Genomic DNA, 24450 nt, shown 5'->3' on the forward strand with positions numbered 1-24450 from the left:
CTCCGATGCCCGGTCGTGAAACCGGGCACGGTGGAGCGTCGCTCGTTTGTCGGTTATGTCCTGGGGACGGTGTCCCCCGGGATCACGCCTCGGCGGAGGCCTCGGCAGGAGCCTCGGACTCCACGGCGTTCTCGGTCTCCGCGGCGTTCTGCGACTTGCCGGGGTTGGCCTTCGCGTCCGCCTTGCGGGCTTCCTGCGCCTGGCGGGCCTCGGCCATCGCCTCGGTCTTCTTCTTGTGCGGACCGAGAACCATGATCATGTTTCGGCCGTCCTGCTTCGGGTTCGACTCGACGAAACCGAGGTCCTGGACGTCCTCCGCGAGACGCTGCAGCAGTCGGTAGCCCAGCTCGGGCCGGGACTGCTCGCGACCACGGAACATGATCGTGATCTTGACCTTGTCGCCCTGCTTGAGGAACCGGACGACGTGACCCTTCTTGGTGTCATAGTCGTGCGGGTCGATCTTCGGCCGGAGCTTCATCTCCTTGATGACCGTGTGCGCCTGGTTCTTACGCGCCTCACGGGCCTTCATGGCCGACTCGTACTTGAACTTCCCGTAGTCCATGAGCTTGCACACGGGCGGACGGGCGTTCGCCGCGACCTCGACCAGGTCCAGGTCGTACTCCTGCGCAAGCTCCAGTGCCTTGGCCAGCGGGACGATGCCCACCTGCTCGCCACTGGGACCGACAAGTCGCACCTCGGGAACGCGAATCCGGTCGTTGATGCGGGGCTCGGCGCTGATGGATCCTCCTCGGTTAGCACCACACGGCGGTCTGGCGGACCGTCGCGTATGTCTCTGTTAGACAGACCTAACCGCGCCGAAGCACAAAAAATGCCCCGGACGATCACAGGCGGGGCTCCAAGCACTTCCGGAGCACCGCCGCGATGCCGCGGGGCGCGATTCGGGCGGCTCCATCGTCCGTACGGAACGATGGTGGCCGCCTGACCGGGGTGACCCGCCGTCCCGGGGGACGGTCAGGTGGGAGATCGGAGCCTCCACTTGTGGGCTGGTGACATGAGTCTCCAGCCGGTCGTTACACAAGGTTAGCAGCAACCCGGGGGCGGCGCGAACCGGCCCGCACCGGGGCCTATCGTGTGGGGCATGAGTGACACCTCCCCCTCGGACAGCCCCGAGACCTCCGGCTCCACCGACTTCGACGCCATGACCCGCGACATCGCCGAGGTGCCGGCGGTCGAGGTGATCGTGACGGTCGCGGTCAACCTGATGAGCGCGGCCGCCGTGAAGCTCGGTCTGACCGAGGAGGGCGACAAGTACAAGGACCTCGACGAGGCCCGCAAGCTGATCCACGCCCTCGCCGGCCTGCTGGACGCGAGCACGACCGAGATCAGCTCCTTCCACGCCGCCCCGCTGCGCGACGGCCTGAAGTCGCTGCAGCTCGCCTTCCGCGAGGCGTCCGTCGTCCCCGACGAGCCGGGCAAGGGCCCCGGCGAGAAGTACACCGGCGCCGTCTACGGCTGAGCCGTACCGCCCTCAGGTCATCCGCGTACGTACAGGGGCTCGCCCGGCGGCATGGTCCCGGCCGGCAGCAGTGCCAGGTCGAGGCCGCGCACCAGGCGGGCCCTCAGCGTCTCGTCGGCGGCCAGCCGCGCGGCGACCGACCGCGCCGCCTCCGCGGGCTCGGCCGCGTCGATCACGAGGGCCAGGGTGCCGTCGGCCCGGCCCGGACCCAGGTGGGCGCGCAGCACGGCGGGCTCGGCGGCCACGACGGCCCGGACGGCGTCCCGTACGGCCGGGTCGGCCAGCGGGTCCGTGCTCGTGCGGCCCTCGGCCAGCGCCAGCAGGGAGCGGCCGGTCACCTCGAAGGGCACCGGACCGGCCAGGTCCAGGACGATCGTGTCCGCCTTCTCGTGCGCGGCGGCCTCCAGGGCCGAGCGCAGCGGCACCGCGACCGGGCGGGCGGCCGGGTCCCAGCGGGCGAGGGACTCGGTGGAGGTGAACGCGGGCAGCGCGGTGCGGTTCCCGGCCTTCAGGGTCGGGACGGCCATGTCGCTCGTCTTCTCCCGGCGCAGCCCGTTCTCGTCCTCCTCCACCTCGCCGAGCACGGCCACGACCGGGACGAGCAGGCGGGCCTCCCTGAGCGCCGACAGGACCGGGCCCTCGGCGGAGCGGTCCTCGGCCCAGGCGGCGAGCGCGGCGCTCAGCGCGGGGTCGGCTGTGCCGTCGTCGTCGGAGAAGGGGGAGTCGGGAATGTTCTTGTTCGCCACGGTCACCGACCCTATCGGGGGGATGCTGCTGCGCTTGTGCGGGCCCGGAAACCCCCGTGTGACGCACGGCTCGGCGGTGCCGGCTTTTCTTACAAGGCTCTGACGTACGGCTAACGGCCCGCTCAGGTGGGGCGCCCACGATCGCGGCCATGGAGTCCTCCGCGTCCCGCCGTGCCCGCCCGCTGCTGTGCGGGGCTCTCGCCGCCGCCGTCGTCCTCGGCGGCACGTTCTGCGGGTCGTCCCGGACGCACCGGGCGGGCGGGACCGTATCGTCGTCGTCCGCGCCGGTGTCCGGGTCCGCCGAGCCGCCGGCGGGTGAGGAGGCTTCGGTGGAGCGGGTGGCACGGCCGACGGTGGACCGTGACGCGGTGCTGGCGCGTGCCCTGCGGGCGGTCGACGTCCCGGACGGGGCCCGGCTGTCGGTCGGGATGCTGGACCTGGCGTCCGGCGAGAGCGCCACGTACGGGAAGGGCGCCTTCGACACGGCGAGCGTCGTCAAGGTCGACATCCTGTGCGCGCTGCTGCTGCGCGCCCAGGACGCGGGGCGGGGGCTGACGGCCGGGGAACGGGCGGACGCGGCCGCGATGATCGGGCACAGCGACAACGCCTCCGCGTCCCGGCTGTGGCGGGCGATCGGCGGGGCCGCCGGGCTCGACGCCGCGAACGAGCGGTTCGGCCTCACGGGGACCGAGGGTGGCGACGGCATGCTGTGGGGGCTGACCCGCACCACGGCCGCCGACCGGTTGCGGCTGCTGCGGCAGGTGTTCGGGGACGACTCGGAGCTGCGCCCGGCGTCACGGACGTATGTGCGGGAGCTGATGGGCCGGATCGCGGAGGGGCAGCGCTGGGGTGTGTCGGCGGCGGCCGACGGCTCCGGATGGGCACTGAAGAACGGCTGGCTGCCGCGGACGGCCACCGGGCTGTGGGACGTCAACAGCGTCGGGCGGGTGACGTCCGGGGACCGTGAGCTGCTGGTGGCCGTGCTGTCGGACGGCCATACGACCCAGGCGGGCGGGATCTCCGTGGTGGAGGCGGCGGCGGTGGCCGCGGTGTCGGTGTTCTCCGGGAGCGGCGGCTCCGCGTGAGCGCTACGCGCCGAGGCCGAACCTGCCGCGCCGCCCGCGCCAGATCGCGACGGCCGCGCCGAGCAGGACGACTCCGGTGCCGCCCGCGAGCCAGGCCGTCCAGCCGGCCGGGCCGTCGTCGGAGGTGGCCGCGTCGGGGCCCGCGCCGAAGTACTCCTCGCTGTGCGCGACCGGCTTGAGCTGCTGCGGCTTCGTCCGGGCGGCCTCGGTGAGGGCCGCGGCCGGGTCGACGAAGCCGTAGCCGCGGGAGTCGTCGCGGCCGGAGGCTGGGGCGTTGCGGGCGGTGTCCTCCAGGAGCCTCTTGATCTGGGCCGGGGTGAGCGACGGGTGGGCGGCCTTGATCAGGGCGACCGCGCCGGAGACGAAGGCGGCTGCCGCGCTGGTGCCCCAGCCCTCGTAGTACTTGCGGTCGGGGTCGGCGATGACGACCTTGTCGCCGGGCGCGCTGACGGTGGCGTACCAGCGGCGGGTGGAGAAGGAGGCGCGGGTGCCGTAGCGGTCGACGGCGGTCGCGGCGATGACGCCCGGGTAGGCGGCCGGGTAGGAGATGTGGTCGCCCTTCTCGCCGCCGTTGCCCGCCGAGGCGACGACGACGGCGCCCTTGCGCAGCGCGTACTGGACGGCCTCGTCCTCGCCGGCCTCGGGGTGGGCGGACTTGGAGTCGTCGCCGAGCGAGAGGTTGATGACGTCGGCGCCGTGGTCGGCGGCCCAGCGGATGCCCTCGGCGAGGGCGTTGCCACGGGTGTTGCGGGCCTTGGCGCGGGCCGGGTCGCCGTCCTCGAGGATGACGCGCACCGGGAGGATCTTCGCTTCCGGGGCGATGCCCAGGACGCCGTCGCCGTTGCCCTGGCCATGTCCGTGACCGGCGATGATGCCGGCCATCGCGGTGCCGTGCCGGGCCCAGGGGCGGTCGCCGCGCTCGGCGCCGAAGCCGACCATGTCCTTGCCGGTGAGGACGTTGTCCTTGAGGTCGGGGTGGTCGTCGTCGACGCCGGTGTCGAGGACGGCGACGGTGACGCCGGCGCCCTTGGTGGTGCGCCAGGCCTCCTGGGTGTGCATGGCCTCCAGGGCCCACTGCTGGGCCCGTATGGAGTCGGCGTGCGCGGTGGTGGCGGGCAGGACGGCCAGGCAGGCGCCGAGCAGGGCCGCGAGGGGGGCGGTGGTGCGGCGGGCCGGGCGCCGGGTCGGGAAGGTCTTCACGCTTCTGGTCACGGCGGTGGGCGCCGGTTTGTTCACGGCGGCTGGGGCGGGGGCGGTCATGACGAGGGCTCCGCGGACGGGCCGACGTTTCTGCGCAGGGTGCGCTCGACGCGGTCGGCGAGGCCGCGCGCCTCGTGGCCGAGTCCGGCCTGGGCCACGGCGGAGGTGGCGCCGGCGGCCATGGCCTGCTCGGCGGGCTCGGGCCGGGCGACCACGCGGTCGTCGGCCCAGCCGGAGACGGCGTAGACGACGACGGGCGCGTCGGTGAGCACGGAGACGGTCCAGGCGGCCCGCTGCGCGTCGCCGAAGCCGGCGGCCAGGGTGCCCTTGGGAGCGTAGGGGCGCGGGACCAGGTCGGCGCGGCGGTCGAGGCCGTCCCGGGTGAAGCGGGCGTCGAGCGCGCGCATGGTCGCCGCGTCGGCCTTGGTGAACAGCAGGCCGACGGTGGTGACATGGCTCTGGGTGGCGTCGATGTAGGTGGCGCGCAGCAGGCGGCGGCAGCCGGCCGGGGAGAGGGCCTTGCGCAGCAGCGGGTCGAAGGCGTTCGCGCAGCCGGTGTCGGGGGCCACGGCGATCCGCGTCCAGGTCCGGTCCGCGCCGCCGGGGCCGGCGCCCTTGCCGTCGACGGTGGGCGGGAACAACTGGTCGACGGGGATGCTGTGCCACAGGGTCCCGGCCGCGGCGAAGGTGCCCTGCGCTCCGTCGTCCCCGGGCTCCCCGACCAGCCAGCTCCCGGTCAGGGCGCCGCCGATGAGTCCGAGACCGAGGACGACACAGGCGGCTGCCAGCGCCATCCTGGGCCGGATCCGCAGCCCGAGGGGGCGGGGCCGGGCCCGCTCGTCGTATCCCTCGGGCTCCCCGAACGACACGACGGGCCGGCCGGGGGGCGGCGGCGTCGGCGCGTTCCACGAGAGCGAGGGGTCGGGCGCGAACGGCGCCCCGGTCGAGGCGGAGGAGGTGCGCGGCGGCGGGGGCGAGGCCGACGGGCTGCGCGGCGGCACGGGCGGCGCGCCGGTGCCTCCGGCGGCCGGTTCGCTGGGCACGGGCCGCAGCCGGAAGGTGGTCTCGGCGGACGTCTCGGCCGGTGCACGACGAGGCGAGGCGGCCGACTCGGGCTGCCGGGGCGCCGGGGGGCGGGGGGCGTGGCCGGGGGCGGGAGGTGCCGTGGTGGGGCGGGCGGGCGCGGACGGAGCGTCCGGGCGGGCGGGCGCACTCGGGTAACCGCCGGCCGGCGGGGTGTCCCGGCGCTCGGCACCGGCAGGCGTCGTCGTGTCGGCGCTACGGCGGGGGGTGCCGGACGGGGACTGCGCGGGCGCGCTGTGGTACCCGGCGTTCCGCGAAGCGTCCCGACGGGCGGCCGTACTCGGGTAGCCGCTCGCCGCGTCGCCGCCCCGGCGGTCGGTCCCTGCGGGCGAGGGGATGCCGGCGCCGGATGCCGCGGACTGCGCGGGCGTGCCCTCGTAGGGGCCGGTCGGCAAGGGGTCCCGGCGCTCGGGCGCAGCGGGAGTCGTCGTGTCGGCGCCACGGCGGGACGTGCCGGACGGCGCCTGCGCGGACGGACCTCGGTGTCCGGCGGCCGGCGAGGCGTCCCGGCCCGTGGCCTCGGCGGGCAACGGGACACCGGCGCTACGGCGGGACGGGTCGGGGTGGGACGGAGACTGCGCGGGTGCGCTCGGGTAGCCGCCGGCCGACGAAGCGTCCCGGCGCGCGGCGGTACTCGGGTAGCCGGTCGCCGCGTTGCCGTCCCGGCGCTCGGGGCCCCCTGACGACGGTGTACCGGTGCCGGCGGAGGCGGACGGAGACGACGCAGGCGCACTCGGGTAGCCGCTGGCCGGCGAGGCGTCCCGGCGCTCGGTACCGGCAGGCGACGGCGTACCGGAGGCGGACGCAGGCCGCGCAGGCGCGCTCGGGTAACCGCCGGCCGGCGAGGCATCCCGGCGCTCGGGGCCCACAGACGACGGCGTACCGGTGCCGGAGGAGGCGGACGGAGACGGCGCGGGCCCACTCGGGTAACCGCCGGCCGGCGGGGCGTCCCGGCGCTCGGAACCGGCAGGCGACGGCGTGCCGGAGGCGGACGCAGGCCGCGCGGGCGCACTCGGGTAGCCGCTGGCCGACGAGGCATCCCGGCGCTCGGGGCCCGGGGACGGCGGCGTACCGACGCCGGAGGTGGCCGCAGACGCGCTCGGGTGGCCGGTCGGCGGTGTCGTGGCGCGAGGCTCCGCGCCGGCGGTCGTCGGGGGCTGGTGGAGCGGGCTCCGCGGGGGCGGCGGTGGGGTGTCCGGGAAGCGGGCGGAGGCGGGGGGTGGGGGTGGGGTGTTGTCGCCGGGCGGCGGGGGGTCGTCCGGTGGGGACGGGGGTTCCGTCGGGCGGGGCGGGGTCGCCGGGGGTGGCGGGGTGGTGGGGCGCGGTGGGATGGGGGCGCGGCGCGCTTCCGTGCTCATGCACCCCCCGTTTCCTCGTGTCCGGGCCCGTCCTCGTCCACGGGCCGTCGTCCCCGGTGCCGGCCCGCCCGGTGGACTGTCCCGACCAGGCACGCATACCCGCACCCGGGGAGCGTCATCCCGGCGCGGTGCGCGACCGGTGGCGTTCCCCTTGCGTGCGCGTCACTCTACGGGTTGATGCGGGGCGGGAGGGAACCAGTCCGCGACCCCGTGTGCATCTGCCCGGAACGTCCCCCTACCCTGCGGTAATCCGGTCTGGCAGGCTTCGTTCATGACTGCGCGCGCCGCCGACCGGGCCCGTTACGACCGGGCCACCGCCCATCTCGACGCCCCTCTCGCGATCGTGGATCTGGACGCCTTCGACGCCAACGCGGACGACATGCTCCGCCGGGCCGGCGGCAAGCCGATCCGGGTCGCGAGCAAGTCCGTGCGCTGCCGGGCGCTGCTCGAACGCGTCCTCGCGAGGGACGGCTTCGCGGGGATCATGTCGTTCACCCTCGCCGAGTCCCTGTGGCTGGCGCGCTCCGGTTTCGACGACGTCCTGCTGGCCTATCCCTCCGCCGACCGTGCCCGCTTCGCCGAGCTGACCAGTGATCCCAAGCTCGCGGCGGCGGTCACCGTGATGATCGACGACCCGGCGCAGCTGCGGCTGATCGACGAGTCCCGCTCGGGCGGCCGTGAAGTGGTGCGGGTGTGCCTGGAGTTGGACACCTCGCTGCGGCTGTTCGGCGGCCGGGTGCGGGTCGGTGCCCGCAGGTCGCCGCTGCACTCCCCCGCCCAGGTCGCCGACATGGCCCGCGCGGTGGCCCGCCGGCCGGGCTTCGAGGTGGTCGGGATCATGGCGTACGAGGGGCATGTCGCCGGCGTCGGGGACTCGGTGTCGGGGCGTCCGCTGCGCTCGCGTGCCGTGCGGCTGATGCAGGCCACGGCCCGCCGGGAGCTGGCGGAGCGGCGGGCCGCGGTGGTGCGGGCCGTCCGGGCCGTGGTGCCGGAGCTCCGGTTCGTCAACGGCGGCGGGACCGGCAGTGTGCAGTTCACGGCCGCCGAGGAGTCCGTCACCGAGATCGGCGCCGGGTCCGGGCTGTACGTGCCGCGTCTGTTCGACAACTACACGTCCTTCAGCGGGCGTCCGGCCGCGCTGTTCGCCCAGCCGGTGGTGCGGCGGCCGGGCGTCGGCGTGGTGACCGTGCTCGGCGGCGGCTACCCCGCGTCCGGCGTCGCGGGCCCGGACCGGCTGCCGGTGCCGTATCTGCCCGAGGGCCTGCGCTACGACCCGCAGGAGGGCCCCGGCGAGGTGCAGACCCCGCTGCTCGGCTCCCCGGCCGACGACCTGCTGATCGGCGACAAGGTGTGGTTCCGGCACGCCAAGGCCGGGGAGCTGTGCGAGCGGTTCGACGCGCTGCACCTCGTCCGGGGCGACACGGTGATGGAGACCGTGCCGACGTACCGGGGCGAGGGCCACACGTTCCTGTAGCCGGGCGGGGCGCGCGCCTACAGCGGGGTGACGTACGCCCCGGAGATCCCGCCGTCGACCAGGAAGTCGGTGGCGTTCACGAAGGACGAGTCGTCGCTGGCCAGGAACGCGACGGCGGCGGCGATCTCCCCGGCCTCGGCGAACCGGCCGACCGGGATGTGGACGAGGCGCCGCGCGGCCCGCTCGGGGTCCTTGGCGAACAGCTCCTGCAGCAGCGGGGTGTTGACCGGCCCCGGGCACAGGGCGTTGACCCGGATGCCGTCCCGGGCGAACTGCACACCCAGCTCCCGGGACATCGCGAGGACGCCGCCCTTGGAGGCCGTGTAGGAGATCTGGGAGGTGGCGGCGCCCATCCGGGCGACGAAGGACGCCGTGTTGATGATGGAGCCCCTGCCCTGGCGCCGCATGTAGGGGATGGCGGCCTTGCAGCACAGGTAGACGGAGGTCAGGTTGACCTCCTGGACCCGCTTCCACGCCTCCAGGCCGGTCTCCAGGATGGAGTCGTCGTCGGGCGGTGAGATGCCGGCGTTGTTGAAGGCGATGTCGACGCTGCCGTAGGTGTCGTACGCGGTCTTGAACAGCGCCTCGACCTGATCGGCGTCGGTGACGTCGACCTTCACGAACGTCCCGCCGACCTCCACGGCGGCGGCCTTGCCGCGCTGCTCGTCGACGTCGCCGCAGACGACGTGCGCGCCTTCGGAGGCGAGCCGGCGGGCGGTGGCGAGGCCGATGCCGCTGCCGGCTCCGGTGATGACGGCCGTCCGGCCGACGAGGCGACGGCACACGATTGCTTCGGTCACTGTGCGGGGCCCTCCGTGCTGATGAAGACGTTCTTGGTCTCGGTGAAGGCGGTCAGGGCGTCCGGTCCCAGTTCACGGCCGACGCCGGACTGTTTGAACCCGCCGAACGGGGTCCAGTAGCGGACGCTGGAGTGGGAGTTGACGGACAGGTTGCCGGCGCGGACGGCCTGTGCGACGCGCAGGGCGCGGCCGATGTCACGGGTCCAGAGGGAGCCGGAGAGGCCGTAGGGGGTGCCGTTGGCGAGGCGGATCGCGTCCTGCTCGTCGGTGAAGGGCAGCAGGACGGCGACGGGGCCGAAGATCTCCTCGCAGGCGGCGGCCGAGTCGGGGCTCTGCCCGGTGAGGACCGTGGGCGGGAACCAGAAGCCGGGGCCCTCGGGGGCGCTGCCGCGCAGGGCCGGGGCGTCGTCCGGCACGTAGCCGCGTACGCGGTCGAGGTGCTGCCGGGAGATCAGCGGGCCCATCTGGGTCTTCTCGTCGGCCGGGTCACCCACCACCACGGCGGCCAGCGCCTCGGCGAGACGCTCGCGGACCTCGTCGTAGACGGACTCCTGGACCAGGACGCGGGTGCGGGCGCAGCAGTCCTGGCCGGAGTTGTCCAGGAAGGAGAAGGGGTCGACGGCGGTCTCCAGGTCGGCGTCGGCGAAGACGATGTTGGGGCTCTTGCCGCCGAGTTCGAGGGTGACGGGTTTGACCTGCTCGGCGCCGAGGGCCGCGACGCGCGTCCCGGTCCGGGTGGAGCCGGTGAAGACGATCTTGGCGACTCCGGGGTGCCGGACCAGGGCGTCTCCCGTGATGTCGCCGCGGCCGGGCAGGACCTGGAAGAGGTGCTCGGGGAGCCCGGCCTCCAGGGCGAGTTCGGCGAGGCGCAGCGCGGTGAGCGGGGTGGTCTCGGCGGGCTTGAGGAGGACGGCGTTGCCGGCCGCGAGGGCCGGTGCCGTGCCCCAGGCGGCGATCGGCATGGGGAAGTTCCAGGGCGCGATCACGCCGACGACGCCGAGCGGTTCGAGGATCGTGACGTTCAGGCCGCCGGGCACCGGGATCTGCCGGCCGGTGAGCCGCTCCACTCCCCCGGCCGCGTAGTCGAGCAGGTCGCGGACGTTGCCGGCCTCCCAGCGGGCGTTGCCGACGAGGTGGCCGGCCTCGCGGACCTCCAGGCGGGCCAGTTCTTCCAGGTGCTCGTCGACGGTGGCCGCGAAGCGGCGCAGCAGCCGGGCGCGGTCGGCGGGGGGCAGGGCGGCCCAGATCCGCTGTGCCCTGGTGGCGTGGGTGACGGCCGCGTCGACGTCGGCCGGGCTCGCCCCGGCGACGGCGGCGACGACCTCCTCGGTCGCGGGGTTCAGGACTTCCAGAAGGTGCTCGGACGACACGAAGGGCCTCACATGCGTTCGAAGGAGCGGCGCAGCTCCCAGTCGGTCACCGCGGCGTCGAAGGCGTCGAGTTCGACGCGCGCCATGTTGCGGTAGTGGGCGACGACCTCGTCGCCGAATGCGGCCTTGGCGATGGGGCTGTTCTCCCAGAGTTCGGCGGCCTCGCGGAGCGTGGTGGGGACGTGCTCGTAGTCGGCGGTGTAGGCGTTGCCGGGGCAGGGTTCGGGCAGTTCCAGCTTCTGCTCGATGCCGTACAGGCCGGCGGCGACGAGTCCGGCGACGGCGAGGTGCGGGTTGACGTCGCCGCCGGGGAGCCGGTTCTCGAAGCGCAGGGAGCGGCCGTGGCCGACGACGCGCAGGGCGCAGGTGCGGTTGTCGCGGCCCCAGGCGACGGCGGTCGGCGCGAAGGAGCCCGCGGCGAACCGCTTGTAGGAGTTGATGTTGGGTGCGTACAGCAGCGAGAAGTCACGCAGGGCGGCGAGCTGGCCCGCCAGGAAGTGCCGCATGACCTCCGACATGCCGTCGGGCCCGGCCATGACGCTGTCGCCGTCGGCGTCGGTGAGCGAGAGGTGGATGTGGCAGGAGTTGCCCTCGCGCTCGTTGTACTTGGCCATGAAGGTGATCGAGACGCCCTCCTGGGCGGCGATCTCCTTGGCGCCGGTCTTGTACACGGCGTGCTGGTCGCAGGTGACCAGGGCCTCGTCGTAGCGGAAGACGATCTCGTGCTGGCCGGGGTTGCACTCGCCCTTGGCGGACTCGACGGTGAGGCCTGCGGCGGCCATCTCGTTGCGGATGCGGCGCAGCAGCGGCTCGATGCGGCCGGTGCCCAGCACCGAGTAGTCGATGTTGTACTGGTTCGCCGGGGTGAGGCCCCGGTAGCCGGCGTCCCACGCCTGCTCGTAGGTGTCCTTGAAGACGATGAACTCCAGCTCGGTGCCGACGTTCGCCGTGTAGCCGTGCTCGGCGAGGCGCTCCAGCTGGCGGCGGAGGATCTGGCGGGGCGCGGCGGCCACGGGGGAGCCGTCCTCCCACGCGAGGTCGGCGATCAGCATGGCGGTGCCGTCGTTCCAGGGGACGCGGCGCAGGGTGGTGAGGTCGGGGTGCATGGCGAAGTCGCCGTAGCCGCGGTCCCAGGAGGACATGGCGTAGCCGTCGACGGTGTTCATCTCGGTGTCGACGGCGAGCAGGTAGTTGCAGCCCTCGGTGCCGTGGTGCAGGACCTCGTCGAGGAAGAAGCGGGCGGCGAACCGCTTGCCCTGGAGCCGGCCTTGCATGTCGGGGAAGGCCAGGACGACAGTGTCGATCTCACCGCCCGCGACGAGGGCGCGCAGCTCCTCGACGCTCAGCGGGGGTGTGCGGTCTGCCACGGGAGAGCCTCCATTCGGCTACTTCGGTCAGCCGGGAGCCATAAGGTATTGCGCAGGACCATTGATTGGGAAGGGGGTCCGGTGACATGTCGCGGACGGACACGGGGCACGGGGCGCCCGGGGCCGCCGACCGGCTGACGTCGGTCCTGCGGCCGGTGCGGGCCGGCAACGGCTTCGAGGAGGCCCTGGAGCAGATCCTCCAGGTGGTCCGGCTCGGCCTGGTGCCGGGCGGGGAGCGGCTGCCGGCGGAGCGGGAGCTGGCGGAGCGGCTGGGGATCAGCCGGGTGACGCTGCGCGAGGTGCTGAAGGTCCTCCAGGACCAGGGGCTGGTCGAGTCGCGGCGCGGCCGCTACGGCGGCACCTTCGTGCTGCCGCGCACCGAGACGCCCGGCGAGGAGGAGCTGCGGCGCCGGCTGAAGGACGTCGACGTGGAGGACGCGCTGCGCTTCCGCGAGGTGCTGGAGGTCGGCGCGGCCGGGCTGTGCGCCTCGCACGGGCTGGACGAGAGGCAGGCGGACCGGCTGCGCGAGGCGCTGGCCCGTACGCACGACGCGCCGCTGGGCGAGTACCGGCGGCTGGACACGCTGCTGCATCTGACGCTGGCCGAGCTGTCCGGATCCCCGACGCTGACCGCGCAGTACGCGGCCGTCCGCGCGAGCGTCAACGACCTGCTGGACTGCATCCCGCTGCTGGTGCGCAACCTGGAGCACTCGCAGCGTCAGCACACCGCGCTGGTGGAGGCCGTGATCGAGGGCGACGCCGAGCAGGCGCGGGAGATCATGCGCGAGCACTGCGCGGGCACGGCGGCGCTGCTGCGCGGCTTCCTGGGCTGAGCGACGCGGGGCAGGAGGCGGGGGCCGGGGTCGCGGGACCGAAGACGGGTGCGTGACCGTGGGCGGCCGGGGAAGGTTTTACGGGCGATTAACGCAGAGGGCTTGCCTTCCCCGGACGGCGACCGCAAAGGTATGGATCCATTCCATTGCGCCGGAGCCCGGTCGTCGACCCCACCGTGCCCGGAACAGCCCGTGCCCGTCGCCCCGTGGGGAGTCCGCACATGTCCCAGGAATCCACCGACACACCGTCCGCCGCGGAGGCGGACGACTATCTCAGCCGCAGAGCGCTGCGCCGCGGCAGCGCCGGCTGGGTGCTGCTGACCGGTCTCGGCGTCGCCTACGTCGTCTCCGGTGACTACTCGGGCTGGAACTTCGGCCTGGCCGAGGGCGGCTTCGGCGGCCTGGCGATCGCCATGGTGCTCATGGGCGCCATGTACGCGTGCATGGTGTTCGCGCTCGCCGAGCTGTCCTCGATCCTGCCGACGGCGGGCGGCGGCTACGGCTTCGCCCGCCGAGCGCTCGGCCCGTGGGGCGGCTTCCTCACCGGTACGGCCATCCTCATCGAGTACGTCCTCGCGCCCGCCGCCATCGTCATCTTCATCGGCGACTACGTCGAGTCGCTCGGCCTGTTCGGCCTGGAGTCGGGCTGGCCGCTGTACCTGGTGTGCTTCGCGATCTTCCTCGGCATCCATCTGTGGGGCGTCGGCGAGGCGCTGCGGTTCAGTTTCGTCGTCACCGGCATCGCGGTGGCGGCGCTGGTCGTGTTCGCCCTGTCGGCGCTGCCCGAGTTCTCCTTCGGCGCGCTGGACGACATCCCGGTGGACACCTCGGCGGCCGGGTCGAGCAGCTGGCTGCCGTTCGGGCTGCTCGGGATCTGGGCGGCGTTCCCGTTCGGCATGTGGTTCTTCCTGGGCGTGGAGGGCGTGCCGCTGGCCGCCGAGGAGACCAAGGAGCCGGCCCGTACGCTGCCGCGGGCGATCCGCTGGTCGATGGGCGTGCTGGTGGTCCTGGCCGTGGTGACCTTCTTCGCGGCGGCCGGGGCGCGCGGCTCGTCCGCCATCCAGGACGCGGGCAACCCGCTGGTCGAGGCACTCCAGCCGGACGGCGAGGCGACCGTGCTGAGCCGGATCGTCAACTACGCGGGGCTGGCCGGGCTGGTGGCGTCCTTCTTCTCCCTGATCTACGCGGGCTCGCGCCAGCTCTTCGCGCTGTCCCGCGCGGGATACCTGCCCCGCTTCCTCTCCCTGACCAGCCGCCGCAAGGCCCCCTACCTGGGCCTCATCGTGCCCGGCAGCATCGGCTTCCTGCTCGCGGCGGCGTCCGGCAACGGCGCCCGGATGCTGAACATCGCCGTCTTCGGCGCGACGATCTCCTACGCGCTGATGTCCCTGTCGCACATCGTGCTGCGCCGCCGCGAGCCCGGACTGCCGCGGCCGTACCGGACACCGGGCGGGGTGCTGACCTCGTCCGTCGCGCTGGTCCTCGCCTGCGCGGCGCTGGTGGCGACGTTCCTGGTGGACGTGACGGCCGCGTTCATCGCGCTCGCGGTGTACGCCGTGGCGGTGGCCTACTTCGGGCTGTACAGCCGCAAGCATCTGGTGGCGAAGGCGCCGGAGGAGGAGTTCGCGGCGCTGGCGGCGGCCGAGGCAGAGTTGACGCGGGACTGAGCACAGCGGGAAGGAGCGGTCGTGAGCAGGCCGTTGATCGGGGTCAGCACCTATCTGGAGGCGGGGGCCCGCTGGGGCGTGTGGGAGCTGGAGGCGGCCCTGCTGCCGGTGGGCTACCCACGGCTGGTGCAGCGGGCGGGCGGCCTGGCCGCCATGCTGCCGCCCGACGACCCGGAGCACGCGGCGGCCGCCGTGGCCCGGCTCGACGGGCTGGTCGTCGCGGGCGGCCCGGACGTCGACCCGATCCGCTACGGCGCCGAACGCGACCCCCGCACGGGGCCGCCGGCGCCGGACCGGGACGTGTGGGAGCTGGCCCTGATCGACGCGGCCCTGGCGGCCGGGGTCCCGCTGCTCGGGATCTGCCGGGGCATGCAGCTCCTGAACGTCGCCCTCGGCGGGACACTCGTCCAGCACCTCGACGGGCACGCGGAGGTCGTCGGCGTCTTCGGCGGCCACCCCGTCAAGCCGGTACCGGGCACCCTGTACGCCGCCGCGGTCCCGGAGGAGACGACGGTCCCGACCTACCACCACCAGGCCGTCGACCGCCTCGGCAAGGGCCTGATCCCCGCGGCCCACGCGCCCGACGGCACGGTCGAGGCACTGGAACTCCCGTCCCCCTCCTGGGCTCTGGGCGTGCAGTGGCACCCGGAGATGGGGGACGACGTACGGGTGATGCGGGCTCTGGTGAAGGCGGCGGGCGGCTGACGGGCGGGAGGAACCCCCTCATCCACCCCGAGCCGTAAGCCCCCCAACGGAACCCCCTCATCCACCCCGAGCCGTAAGTCCCCAGCCCCCCGGCGGAGCCCCCCCTCACCCCCGCGTCAGCGACAGCAACTCCCGTGCCGGCCCCACCGGCCGGTGGCCCGTGGGCCAGACCGCTCGGAGGTCTCGGGCCAGGGAGACACCGGCGAGGGGGATGGCGACGAGGCGGCGCATGGACAGTTCCTCGCCGACCGCGAGTTCGCTGAGGACAGCGGGGCCGGCGCCGCCGACGGCGGCGGCCTTGACCGCCGTCGTGGAGGACAGTTCGATCAGCGGCCGGGCCAGGCCGCCCAGCGCCGCGTCCAGGACCTGCCGGGTGCCCGAGCCCTTCTCCCGCAGGATCAGCGGCGTCGCCGCCAGCTCCGCCGCGTCCAGCGGCCGGCGCCGCCGCGACCAGGCGTGTCCGGGCGCGGTCACCACGATCAGGTTGTCGTGGGCGATGACCACCGAGTCCAGCCCGGTCGGCACGGTCAGCCCCTCGACGAACCCCAGGTCCGCCTCGTCGGACAGCAACCGATCCGCGACGGCCGCCGAGTTCCCGGCGTGCAGCGACACCGCCGTGTCCGGCCGCTGGGCGCGCAGCGCGAGCAGCCAGCCCGGCAGCAGGTACTCCGCGATGGTCATGCTCGCCGCGACCCGCAGCCGCGAGTCCCGCCGTACCCGCAGAGCCTGCGCCCCCGCGTCGAACGCCTGCGCCGCCTCCACGACCCGCCGCGCCCAGTCCGTCACCAGCGCCCCGGCGTCGGTCAGCCGTGAGCCGCGCGGCGACCGGTCGACGAGCGCGACCCCCAACTGCCGTTCCATGGACCGGATCCTGCTGCTCGCCGCCGGCTGCGTGATGCCCAGCTCCCGTGCCGCCCCGCCCAGACTGCCCAGCCGCGCCACCGCCAGCAGCAGTTCCATCGCGCCCAGGTCGGGGACGCGGTGCGCCACGGACCCGGCGCGGTACGTCTCCCCCGCCTGCTCGCTCATAAGGTCAGTTTATGTCGCCATAGGCAGAGACTCCCTGGTGGGCGGAGATCCACGCCCCGACACTCGGGTCATGGTCACCGCCGTCCGTCACCTCGGACCCCACTGGTACGCCGCCGTCATGGGCACCGCCGCCGTCGCCACCGCGGGCGCGGCGCTGCCCGTGCCCCGCGTCCCGGGCCTGCGCACCGTCTGCGCGGCCGTCTGGGCGCTGTCGCTGCTGCTGCTCCTCGCCCTCCTCGCGGCCCGCGCCCTGCATTGGGCGCACCACCGCGACCAGGCCCGCGCCCATCTCCTCGACCCGTCGGTGGCCCCGTTCTACGGCTGCCTGTCGATGGCCCTGCTCGCCGTCGGCGGCGGTGCCCTCACCGCCGGCCGCGACTGGATCGGCGACGGGGCGGCGCTCGCCGTGGACACCGTGCTGTTCACCGCCGGTACGGCGACCGGGCTGGCGGCGGCCGTCGCCGTCCCGTACCTGATGGCCGTACGGCACCGGGCCGACGCGGCGCAGGCGACGCCCGTGTGGCTGCTGCCGCTGGTCGCCCCGATGGTGGCGGCTGCGACCGGCCCGCTCCTCGTGCCGCGTCTGCCGCCGGGGCAGGCCCGCCAGACCCTGCTGCTGGGCTGCGTGGCGATGTTCGGGCTGAGTCTGCTCGCCACCTCGCTGATGCTGCCGCTCGTGTTCGCCCGGCTGATCACCGGCGGTCCGCTGCCGCTCGCGCTGACGCCGTCGCTGTTCCTCGTGCTGGGCCCGCTCGGGCAGTCGACGACCGCCGTCGGCGCCTTCGCGGACGCCGCGCCGGGCGCGCTGCCCGCCCCGTACGGCGAGGGCCTCGGTGTGCTCGCCGTGCTGTACGGCGTGCCCGTGATGGGTTTCGCGCTGCTGTGGCTGGGGCTGGCCGCCGCGCACGTCGTACGGGCCCGGCGGCACGGCATGGGCTTCGCGATGACCTGGTGGGCGTTCACGTTCCCGGTCGGCACCTGTGTCACGGGCGCGGCGGCGCTCGCCCGGCACACCGGGCTGTTCGTCTACGACGGGCTCGCCGTGGGCCTGTACGGCCTGCTGGTCGCCGCGTGGGCCGTCGCCTTCGTCCGCACCGCGCGCGGGCTGGTCAGCGGAGCGCTGCTCGCAGCGCCCCGGACAGCACCCGTGGCGCCTCGGCCAGTGAGGGTCCGTACCACGTCAGGTGCCGTCCGCTGACGAGCGCGCAGGGCAGCGGGGCGAACGCCTCGGGTCCGTCGCCGGCCGTGAAGCGGTACGGCTCGTCCGCCAGGACGACGACATCGGGGGCCGCCGCGCGCAGGTCGTCCAGCGGGACGCGCGGGTAGCGGTCCGGGTCACCGGCGTACAGGTGGTCCACGCCGAGGCGGGCCAGGACGTCCCCGGCGAAGGTGTCGCGGCCCAGCACCATCCAGGGCCGCCGCCACACCGGCACGACGGCCGTCACCCGGCGCGGGAGCCGGGGCGGGGACGCCCAGGCGGCCTCCGCCTCGTCCAGCCAGCGCGGGCGGGTCCGCACCCCGCACGCCTCCAGCACCCGCGTCAGCTCACGGAAGGACGCGGGGACGTCCCGCACCTCGGTGAGCAGGACGCCGACGCCCGCGGCGCGCAGCGCGTCGAGGTCGACGGGGCGGTTCTCCTCCTCGTTGGCGACCACCAGGTCGGGGGCGAGGGCGGTGATCCGGTCGAGCGCGGGGCTCTTGGTGCCGCCGATCCGGGCGACGTCCAGATCATGGGGGTGCGTGCACCAGTCGGTGGCGCCGACGAGGACGCCGGGTGCCGACACGGCGACGGCCTCCGTCAGCGACGGCACCAGGGAGACGACGCGCATCAGCGGCGCGGCCGGTCCCGGACCGCCTCGATGTGCTCCGCCACGGCGACGACGACGATCCGGGTCTCCGGCACGGTCGCCCGCCACCGGTGGCGCACCCCGCCGGTCAGGTACAGGGTGTCGCCGCGGCCCAGACGGTAGGCGCGGCCCTCGGCCTCGATCTCCACGGCGCCGTCGGCGACGTACAGCAACTGGTCGTTGCGGTGCTGGAGTTCCCGCCCCGCGTCATGGTCGCCGGTGTACTCGGAGGCGTGCATCTGGTGGTGGCCGCGCACCAGGGACCGGGTCCGCGGCTCCGGTGCCAGGTCGGCGGTGTCGGCGCGGACCACGTCGACGCTGCACGCCGGGTCGGCGGCGGCGAGGAGTTCCACGGCGGTCGTGCGCAGTGCGTCGGCGACCTTCTCCAGGGAGCTCTGGCTGGGCCGCGCCCGGTCGTTCTCGACCTGGCTCAGGAAGGGCACGGACAGGCCGCTGCGCTCGGCCACGACGGCGAGCGTCAGATTCAGGGCACGTCGGCGCCGGCGCACCGCCGCGCCCACCCGGAGGGGCTGTTCTTTGTGGTCGCCCATCGCTTCGGCTCCCTCCTTCGCCCGCCGGTCCGTCCGTCTCGCGCCGGCCGTCCGGCGCCCGCCTTCTGCTGGGTTCTCTGCACCCTACGCAGGTTCGGCAAACCGTTTCATGCGGCCGTCACATCGACGACACATCAGGGGGGAGCGCGACCCGCCGGATCGCGCCAGCGCGACCGGCCGCCGGACGCCTCACGGGCCCGGGCGCAGGGCCCGGCCGGCCACGCCCCGCTGCCTTGTTCAATGCCCCCGCCGGCTCCGGTGTTCCCGGGGCTCCGGAACCGGCGGCCTGCTCCCGAACCGCCCGCCGGCCGTCGAAGTGGCCCCGCCGCGCGGGCGGTTCACGCACCCCGGTCCGGCGCCGACGATCGCCGTATGTGGTTGGCCGGATCCTTACCGTAGGGGCGGTGCCGCTCCGGAGACGGAGAACCCCGAGGGGTGGGCGCGCCGTACGGAGGGGAAGAACGTACGGCGTGACCCACCCCTCGGGGGCGGCGGTCGGGTCCGTCAGGTCACCCGGCCGCCTGGCTCGTGTGCTCCGATCCGCCGACCGGGGCCCACTTGTCGACCAGCCCCGGGTTGCGGTCCAGCCAGGCGCGCACGGCGTCCTGCTCCTTGCCCTTGCCGGCCTTGGTGATCTCCGACTCCAGGCCGGTGAGCTGCTTCTCCGTCATGGAGAAGTCCTTCAGCCACGCGCCGACCTCGGGGTTGTCGTCGGCGAACCCCTTGCGGGCCAGGGTGTGGACGTCGTCGCCGCTGCCCCAGGCGCCCTTGGGGTCCTCGAGCTTCTTCAGGTCGTAGTCGCTGTACGCCCAGTGCGGCGACCAGAGCGTGACGACGATGGGCTCCTTCTTGGCGTACGCCCGCTTGAGCTCGGCGAGCATCGCGGGCGTGGAGCCGTCCACCACGTCGTACGAACCCTCCAGGCCGTACTCCTTGAGGACCTTGTCCTTGAGCAGGCCCATCATCCCGGCGCTCGGCTCGATGCCGACGATCTTGCCCTTGAAATCGGCGGACTTGTTCTTCAGGTCCGCCAGCGACTTCACGTCCTTCATGTACGACGGGACGGACAGCTCCAGCGAGGTCGGGCCGTACCAGGAGCCCAGGTCGTCGAGCTTGTCGCCGTACTTCTTCCAGTACTCCTCGTGCGTGACGGGCAGCCAGGAGTCGGTCTGGAAGTCGATCTGCCCGGTGGCGAGGCCGGTGTAGAGCGGCCCGGCGGCGTACTGGGTGGTCGTGACATCGAAGCCGCGCCGCTCCAGCAGCTCCTTCCACAGGAACGTGGAGGCGATGCCCTCGTCCCAGGGGATGTAGCCGAGCTTGATCTTCTGGCCCTCGCCGATGTTCGTGGCGGACGCCTCGGTGGTGCCGGAGGAGGGGCGGAAGACGCCCATGCCGCCCGCGACGAGGGCGAGCACGGCGATGCCGGCCACGGCGACGACCGGGCGCGGCCGGTAGGTCCACGCGGTGCGGGTGCCGGTCGCGCGGGCCTTGGCGGCGCTGCGGCGGCCGAGCGGGGAGATCTGCGTGCCGAGCGCGCCGGTGATGCGGTCGAGGTAGATGGCGAGGACGACGATGCCGACGCCCGCCTCGAAGCCGAAGCCGATGTCGAGCTGGCCGATGGCCTCGTTGACCGCGCCGCCCAGGCCGCCGGTGCCGACCATGCCGGCGATGACGACCATCGACAGGCTCAGCATGATGACCTGGTTGATGCCCGCCATGATCGTGGGCAGGGCCAGCGGCAGCTGCACGCGCAGCAGGGTGTCGCGGGGTGAGGTGCCGAAGGCCTCGGCGGCCTCCACCAGCTCGCCGTCGACCTGCCGGATGCCCAGCTCGGTCATGCGGACGCCGGGGGCGAGCGCGAAGATCAGGGTGGCGATGACACCGGCGGCGGTGCCCAGCCCGAAGAACAGGATCGCCGGGATGAGCAGCACCATCGACGGCATCGTCTGGAGCAGGTCCAGGACGGGCCGCAGCACCGCGCTGACCGTCCGGGACCGGGCCGCCCAGATGCCCAGCGGGACCGAGATCACCAGGGCGATGACGGTCGCGACCAGCACCAGGGCGAGCGTGGACATCGCCCGGTCCCACAGGTCGAGCGAGTCGATCAGGGCGAACCCGGCGAAGGCGAGGACGCCCGCGACGAGGCCGCGCAGCCACCACGCCAGCACGGCGAGGATGCCCGCGAGCAGCAGGGGCTCGGGGGCGGTCAGGACGGTGTTCACACCGTCGTACATGCCTTCGACGACGGCCTTCACGGCGTCGAAGAGCCAGCCCATGTGGGCGACGAGCCAGTCGACTCCGGAGTCGACCCAGTCGCCGAGACGCAGCCTAGGCACGGGCGGTCACCTTCCCCTCGGGGTTGTCGCAGGGCGAGGGATCGGCGCTCTCGTCGCCGAGGAAGCCGAGGAGCCGGCGGCGCGGTACGACGCCGACGAGGCGGCCGGCGTCGTCCACGACCGAGACGCGGTGCGTCAGCCGGGCGCTGATCGCGCACAGCTCGGCGAACGTCGTGTCGGGGGTCGCGGTCTCGCACGCGCACAGCGGGGCGTCCGCGGTGACGCCGGTGTCCATGAGCGCGCTCGCGGTGAGCACGCGGGAGCGGTCGACGTCCTGGATGAAGGAGGCGACGTAGTCGTTCGCGGGGCGCAGCAGGATGTCCTCGGCGGTGCCGGTCTGGACGATGCGGCCGTCGCGCATGACGGCGATGCGGTCGCCGAGCCTCATGGCCTCGTTGAGGTCGTGGGTGATGAAGACGATGGTCTTCTTCAGGGTCTTCTGCAGCTGGAGCAGCTGGTCCTGCATGTCACGGCGGATCAGCGGGTCGAGCGCGCTGAACGACTCGTCCATGAGGAGCAGGTCGGCGTCGGTGGCGAGGGCGCGGGCGAGGCCCACGCGCTGCTGCATGCCGCCGGACAGCTCGTCGGGCCAGGACTTCTCCCAGCCGCCGAGGCCGCACAGCTCGAGCGCCTCGGCGGCGCGTTTCTCCCGCTCGGCGCGGGGTACCCCCTGCACGGCCAGGCCGTAGGCGGCGTTCTCCAGGACGCTGCGGTGCGGGAAGAGAGCGAAGTGCTGGAACACCATGCTGATCTTGTGGGCGCGGACGTCGCGCAGCTCGCGGTCGCCGAGCGCCGTGAGGTCCTGCCCGTCGAAGCGGACGTGGCCCGCGGTCGGCTCGAGCAAGCCGTTCAGCATGCGCAGCAAGGTGGACTTGCCGGAGCCGGACAGGCCCATGACGACGAAGATCTGGCCGGGTTCGACCGTGAAGGAGGCGTCGATCACGGCGGCGGTGGTGCCCTCGGCGCGCAGTTCCTCCCGGTCGGCTCCCTGGCGGAGCCTTTCGACAGCCTCGTCCGGTCGTCTGCCGAACACCTTGAACAGATGGTCGGCCTCAAGCCTGGATGACACGCGTACCTCTTGTCTCGACGGCAGATGAACGGAGCGGCCTGCGCAACAGTTGCGCAGGGAGCACCCCGGGGCCGCCCCTGCCCTGGTTCTCCGACCACAAACGCACAAGTGGCCCAGCACACACGGCCGCCACGGTGCGTGCCCGGACGCTCACGCGCGGGCCGCTGTCGGTGCCGTGCGGCATGATGCGTGCGTGACCGGACGACTGATGCTCCTCGATACCGCCTCGCTTTACTTCCGTGCCTACTTCGGCGTCCCGGACTCCGTGAAGGCCCCCGACGGCACCCCGGTGAACGCCGTGCGCGGGCTCCTCGACTTCATCGACCGCCTCGTCAAGGACCATCGCCCGGACGAGCTGGTGGCCTGCATGGACGCCGACTGGCGACCGCAGTGGCGGGTCGACCTGATCCCCTCCTACAAGGCGCACCGCGTCGCCGAGGAGCGCGAGACGGGTCCCGACCAGGAGGAGGTCCCGGACACGCTGTCGCCGCAGGTGCCGGTGATCGAGGCGGTCCTTGACGCGCTCGGCATCGCCCGCGTCGGCGTCGAGGGGTACGAGGCGGACGACGTGATCGGCACGTTCACCGCGCGCGCGAAGGGCCCGGTCGACATCGTCACCGGCGACCGCGACCTGTACCAGCTGGTGGACGACGCGCGCGGCGTGCGCGTGCTGTACCCGCTGAAGGGCGTCGGCACCCTGCAGGTCACCGACGAGGCGTGGCTGCGCGAGAAGTACGGTGTGGACGGCCGGGGGTACGCGGATCTCGCGCTGCTGCGGGGCGACCCGAGCGACGGCCTGCCGGGCGTGCCGGGGATCGGTGAGAAGACGGCGGCGAAGCTGCTCGCGGAGTTCGGCGACCTGGCCGGGATCATGGCGGCGGTCGACGACCCGAAGGCGAAGCTGACGCCGTCGCAGCGCAGGCGGCTGGACGAGTCCCGGCCGTATGTGGAGGTCGCGCCGACGGTGGTGCGGGTCGCGGCCGACGTCCCGCTGCCGGACGTCGAGGTCGCCGTGCCGCGCGCCCCGCGCGACGCGGAGGCGCTGGAGGCACTGGCGGCGCGCTGGGGGCTCGGCGGTTCGCTGCAGCGGCTGCTGACGACGCTGGCCGAGTGAGCGGTACGCCGCGCGCGGCCACCCGGACGCATGGGACGGCCGGGATGGGGGCATTCGTCCCGCACCCGGCCGTCCCGGTGGAACGCGGCGGCACGTACACGCCACAGGACTACCCCACGTGACGCGGCCGGGGTGCTAACTTAGGTAAACCTAAGCTCAGCAGAGGAGGCCGTCATGGCAGAACGCCCTGCCCGCAAGCCGCGGAAGGTCCGCTCCGCGCAGGTCGTCCGTACCGAACGGCTGACCCCGCACATGCAGCGCGTCGTCCTGGGCGGCGACGGCCTCGCCGACTTCGCGGCGGACACCTGCACGGACCACTACCTCAAGATCCTCTTCTGCCCCGAGGGCGTCACGTATCCCGAGCCCTTCGACCTGGAGCGCATCCGCGAGGACCTTCCGCGCGAGCAGTGGCCGGTCACCCGGACGTACACCGTGCGGTCCTGGGACCCCGAACACCGTCAGCTGACGCTGGACTTCGTCATCCACGGCGACGAGGGCCTCGCGGGCCCCTGGGCGATGCGCGCCCGGCCCGGTGACACGGTGCGGTTCATGGGCCCCGGCGGTGCGTACGCCCCCGACCCGGCGGCCGACTGGCATCTGCTCGCCGGCGACGAGAGCGCCCTGCCCGCCATCGCCCGCGCCCTGGAGTCGCTGCCCGACGGCGCCGCCGCCCACGCCTTCGTGGAGGTCTCCGGCCCCGAGGAGGAGCAGAAGATCGACTCCGACGCCGAGGTCGTCTGGCTGCACCGCGGCTCCCGCCCGGTCGGCGAGGCCCTGCTCGACGCCGTACGCTCCCTCCCCTTCCCCGAGGGCCGCGTCCACGCCTTCGTCCACGGCGAGGCGCACTTCGTGAAGCAACTGCGCCACCTGCTCCGCGTGGAGCGGGGCGTCCCCCGCGAGGACCTGTCGATCTCCGGCTACTGGCGCCTCGGCCACAACGAGGACGGCTGGCAGGCGTCGAAGCGGGATTGGAACGCCCGGATCGAGGCGGAACAGGAGGGGGCTGCGCCGGTGGCGTAGCCCGACGGCGGGCGGCAGCGCGCACTTCGGCCGCCGGACACGTCCCACGCGCCGGAGCGCACGCCCTGTTCGGCGGCCGGAAATCGTCGCATGGTGCGAAGCAGGGTTCCCGTGAGCCCCGGGAACGGCTCCACCAGTTTGAACAGTTGACGAAACGCACGGCGGCGAAGGAAGGTGGAGGTGATCCACGACCGCGTCGCCGACGCCGCGGTCGTGGCGTGGTGGCCGCCGATCACCTGCACCGTCCGGCGGGCGCCTCGTAGGTCCTGGCTGACGGCACCACCCCGTACGTGATCGACGATGCCCCGTTCGGCCGGTT

20 protein-coding genes and 1 pseudogene are annotated in these 24450 nt (G+C 73.8%); 9 read left to right on the forward strand and 12 right to left on the reverse strand.

What is annotated here, in order from left to right:
- Positions 1-82 precede the first annotated feature (82 nt).
- Positions 83-764, reverse strand: a pseudogene (infC, locus tag F8R89_RS07000) (translation initiation factor IF-3).
- A gap of 335 nt (positions 765-1099) precedes the next feature.
- Here infC and F8R89_RS07010 point away from each other — a divergent pair.
- Complete coding sequence (locus F8R89_RS07010; RefSeq protein ID WP_062671993.1) at positions 1100-1477, forward strand: DUF1844 domain-containing protein; 378 nt, start codon at positions 1100-1102, stop codon at positions 1475-1477.
- A gap of 17 nt (positions 1478-1494) precedes the next feature.
- Here F8R89_RS07010 and F8R89_RS07015 read toward each other — a convergent pair whose 3' ends face one another.
- Positions 1495-2223: an SseB family protein gene (locus F8R89_RS07015; protein ID WP_151783140.1), complete on the reverse strand. Its 729-nt coding sequence runs from the start codon at positions 2221-2223 to the stop codon at positions 1495-1497.
- Positions 2224-2372: 149 nt separating this feature from the next.
- On the opposite strand from F8R89_RS07015, the gene F8R89_RS07020 reads away from it, so the two are divergent.
- On the forward strand, positions 2373-3308 hold the full coding sequence (locus F8R89_RS07020; protein WP_151783141.1) for a serine hydrolase: 936 nt from the start codon (positions 2373-2375) through the stop codon (positions 3306-3308).
- Positions 3309-3311: 3 nt separating this feature from the next.
- Here F8R89_RS07020 and mycP read toward each other — a convergent pair whose 3' ends face one another.
- Positions 3312-4568, reverse strand: coding sequence for a type VII secretion-associated serine protease mycosin (gene mycP / locus F8R89_RS07025; RefSeq protein ID WP_151783142.1), 1257 nt, complete (start codon positions 4566-4568; stop codon positions 3312-3314).
- Positions 4565-6121, reverse strand: a complete 1557-nt coding sequence (locus F8R89_RS36620; RefSeq protein ID WP_225994344.1) for a hypothetical protein — start codon at positions 6119-6121, stop codon at positions 4565-4567. Before F8R89_RS36620 ends, mycP begins: the two co-directional genes overlap by 4 nt.
- 1099 nt (positions 6122-7220) lie before the next feature.
- On the opposite strand from F8R89_RS36620, the gene F8R89_RS07035 reads away from it, so the two are divergent.
- A complete protein-coding gene (locus F8R89_RS07035; RefSeq protein WP_151783143.1) occupies positions 7221-8423 on the forward strand; it encodes an amino acid deaminase/aldolase in 1203 nt (400 codons plus the stop codon).
- Between the two features lie 17 nt (positions 8424-8440).
- On the opposite strand, the gene F8R89_RS07040 is transcribed toward F8R89_RS07035, so the two are convergent.
- Genes F8R89_RS07040 through F8R89_RS07050 form a run of 3 tightly spaced genes read right to left on the reverse strand, consistent with a single transcriptional unit; the run spans position 8441 to position 11960 of the window.
- A complete protein-coding gene (locus F8R89_RS07040) occupies positions 8441-9223 on the reverse strand; it encodes a 3-oxoacyl-ACP reductase (protein WP_151783144.1) in 783 nt (260 codons plus the stop codon).
- Complete coding sequence (locus F8R89_RS07045) at positions 9220-10593, reverse strand: aldehyde dehydrogenase family protein (protein ID WP_151783145.1); 1374 nt, start codon at positions 10591-10593, stop codon at positions 9220-9222. Before F8R89_RS07045 ends, F8R89_RS07040 begins: the two co-directional genes overlap by 4 nt.
- Positions 10594-10601: 8 nt before the next feature.
- Positions 10602-11960, reverse strand: a complete 1359-nt coding sequence (locus F8R89_RS07050; protein WP_151783146.1) for a glutamine synthetase family protein — start codon at positions 11958-11960, stop codon at positions 10602-10604.
- An 86-nt stretch (positions 11961-12046) separates the two neighbouring features.
- Between F8R89_RS07050 and F8R89_RS07055 the strand changes: the two genes are divergently transcribed.
- The 3 genes from F8R89_RS07055 to F8R89_RS07065 all read left to right on the forward strand — a co-directional run bounded on the left by F8R89_RS07055 (position 12047) and on the right by F8R89_RS07065 (position 15165).
- Positions 12047-12793 (forward strand): FadR/GntR family transcriptional regulator, encoded by a 747-nt coding sequence (locus tag F8R89_RS07055; protein ID WP_151783147.1) that lies wholly within the window; start codon positions 12047-12049, stop codon positions 12791-12793.
- Positions 12794-13014: 221 nt separating this feature from the next.
- Positions 13015-14460 (forward strand): ethanolamine permease, encoded by a 1446-nt coding sequence (gene eat, locus F8R89_RS07060; RefSeq protein ID WP_151783148.1) that lies wholly within the window; start codon positions 13015-13017, stop codon positions 14458-14460.
- 33 nt (positions 14461-14493) lie between these two features.
- Entirely contained in the window at positions 14494-15165 is a 672-nt protein-coding gene (locus F8R89_RS07065) for a gamma-glutamyl-gamma-aminobutyrate hydrolase family protein (protein WP_192806345.1), read from the forward strand.
- Between the two features lie 105 nt (positions 15166-15270).
- On the opposite strand, the gene F8R89_RS07070 is transcribed toward F8R89_RS07065, so the two are convergent.
- The gene (locus F8R89_RS07070) at positions 15271-16194 is read right to left on the reverse strand and encodes a LysR family transcriptional regulator (RefSeq protein ID WP_151783150.1); all 924 of its coding nucleotides are present in this window, start codon (positions 16192-16194) and stop codon (positions 15271-15273) included.
- Between the two features lie 70 nt (positions 16195-16264).
- Between F8R89_RS07070 and F8R89_RS07075 the strand changes: the two genes are divergently transcribed.
- Entirely contained in the window at positions 16265-17392 is a 1128-nt protein-coding gene (locus F8R89_RS07075) for a TDT family transporter (RefSeq protein ID WP_151783151.1), read from the forward strand.
- On the opposite strand, the gene F8R89_RS07080 is transcribed toward F8R89_RS07075, so the two are convergent.
- From F8R89_RS07080 to F8R89_RS07095, 4 genes are all read right to left on the reverse strand, one after another.
- Positions 17304-18023, reverse strand: coding sequence for a helical backbone metal receptor (locus F8R89_RS07080; RefSeq protein WP_151783152.1), 720 nt, complete (start codon positions 18021-18023; stop codon positions 17304-17306). The genes F8R89_RS07075 and F8R89_RS07080 overlap by 89 nt on opposite strands.
- Positions 18023-18592: a helix-turn-helix domain-containing protein gene (locus tag F8R89_RS07085; protein ID WP_151783153.1), complete on the reverse strand. Its 570-nt coding sequence runs from the start codon at positions 18590-18592 to the stop codon at positions 18023-18025. Before F8R89_RS07085 ends, F8R89_RS07080 begins: the two co-directional genes overlap by 1 nt.
- Before the next feature lie 509 nt (positions 18593-19101).
- A complete protein-coding gene (locus F8R89_RS07090; protein ID WP_151783154.1) occupies positions 19102-20928 on the reverse strand; it encodes an ABC transporter permease/substrate binding protein in 1827 nt (608 codons plus the stop codon).
- Positions 20921-21997: a quaternary amine ABC transporter ATP-binding protein gene (locus F8R89_RS07095; protein WP_151783155.1), complete on the reverse strand. Its 1077-nt coding sequence runs from the start codon at positions 21995-21997 to the stop codon at positions 20921-20923. The genes F8R89_RS07090 and F8R89_RS07095 overlap by 8 nt, the downstream gene beginning before the upstream one ends.
- 208 nt (positions 21998-22205) lie before the next feature.
- Between F8R89_RS07095 and F8R89_RS07100 the strand changes: the two genes are divergently transcribed.
- Both F8R89_RS07100 and F8R89_RS07105 read left to right on the forward strand, forming a co-directional pair.
- Complete coding sequence (locus tag F8R89_RS07100; protein WP_151788022.1) at positions 22206-23111, forward strand: 5'-3' exonuclease; 906 nt, start codon at positions 22206-22208, stop codon at positions 23109-23111.
- 174 nt (positions 23112-23285) lie between these two features.
- Positions 23286-24131 (forward strand): siderophore-interacting protein, encoded by an 846-nt coding sequence (locus F8R89_RS07105; protein ID WP_151783156.1) that lies wholly within the window; start codon positions 23286-23288, stop codon positions 24129-24131.
- Positions 24132-24450: the final 319 nt, after the last annotated feature.

The sequence above is a fragment of the Streptomyces sp. SS1-1 genome, assembly GCF_008973465.1.
GTDB lineage: Bacteria > Actinomycetota > Actinomycetes > Streptomycetales > Streptomycetaceae > Streptomyces.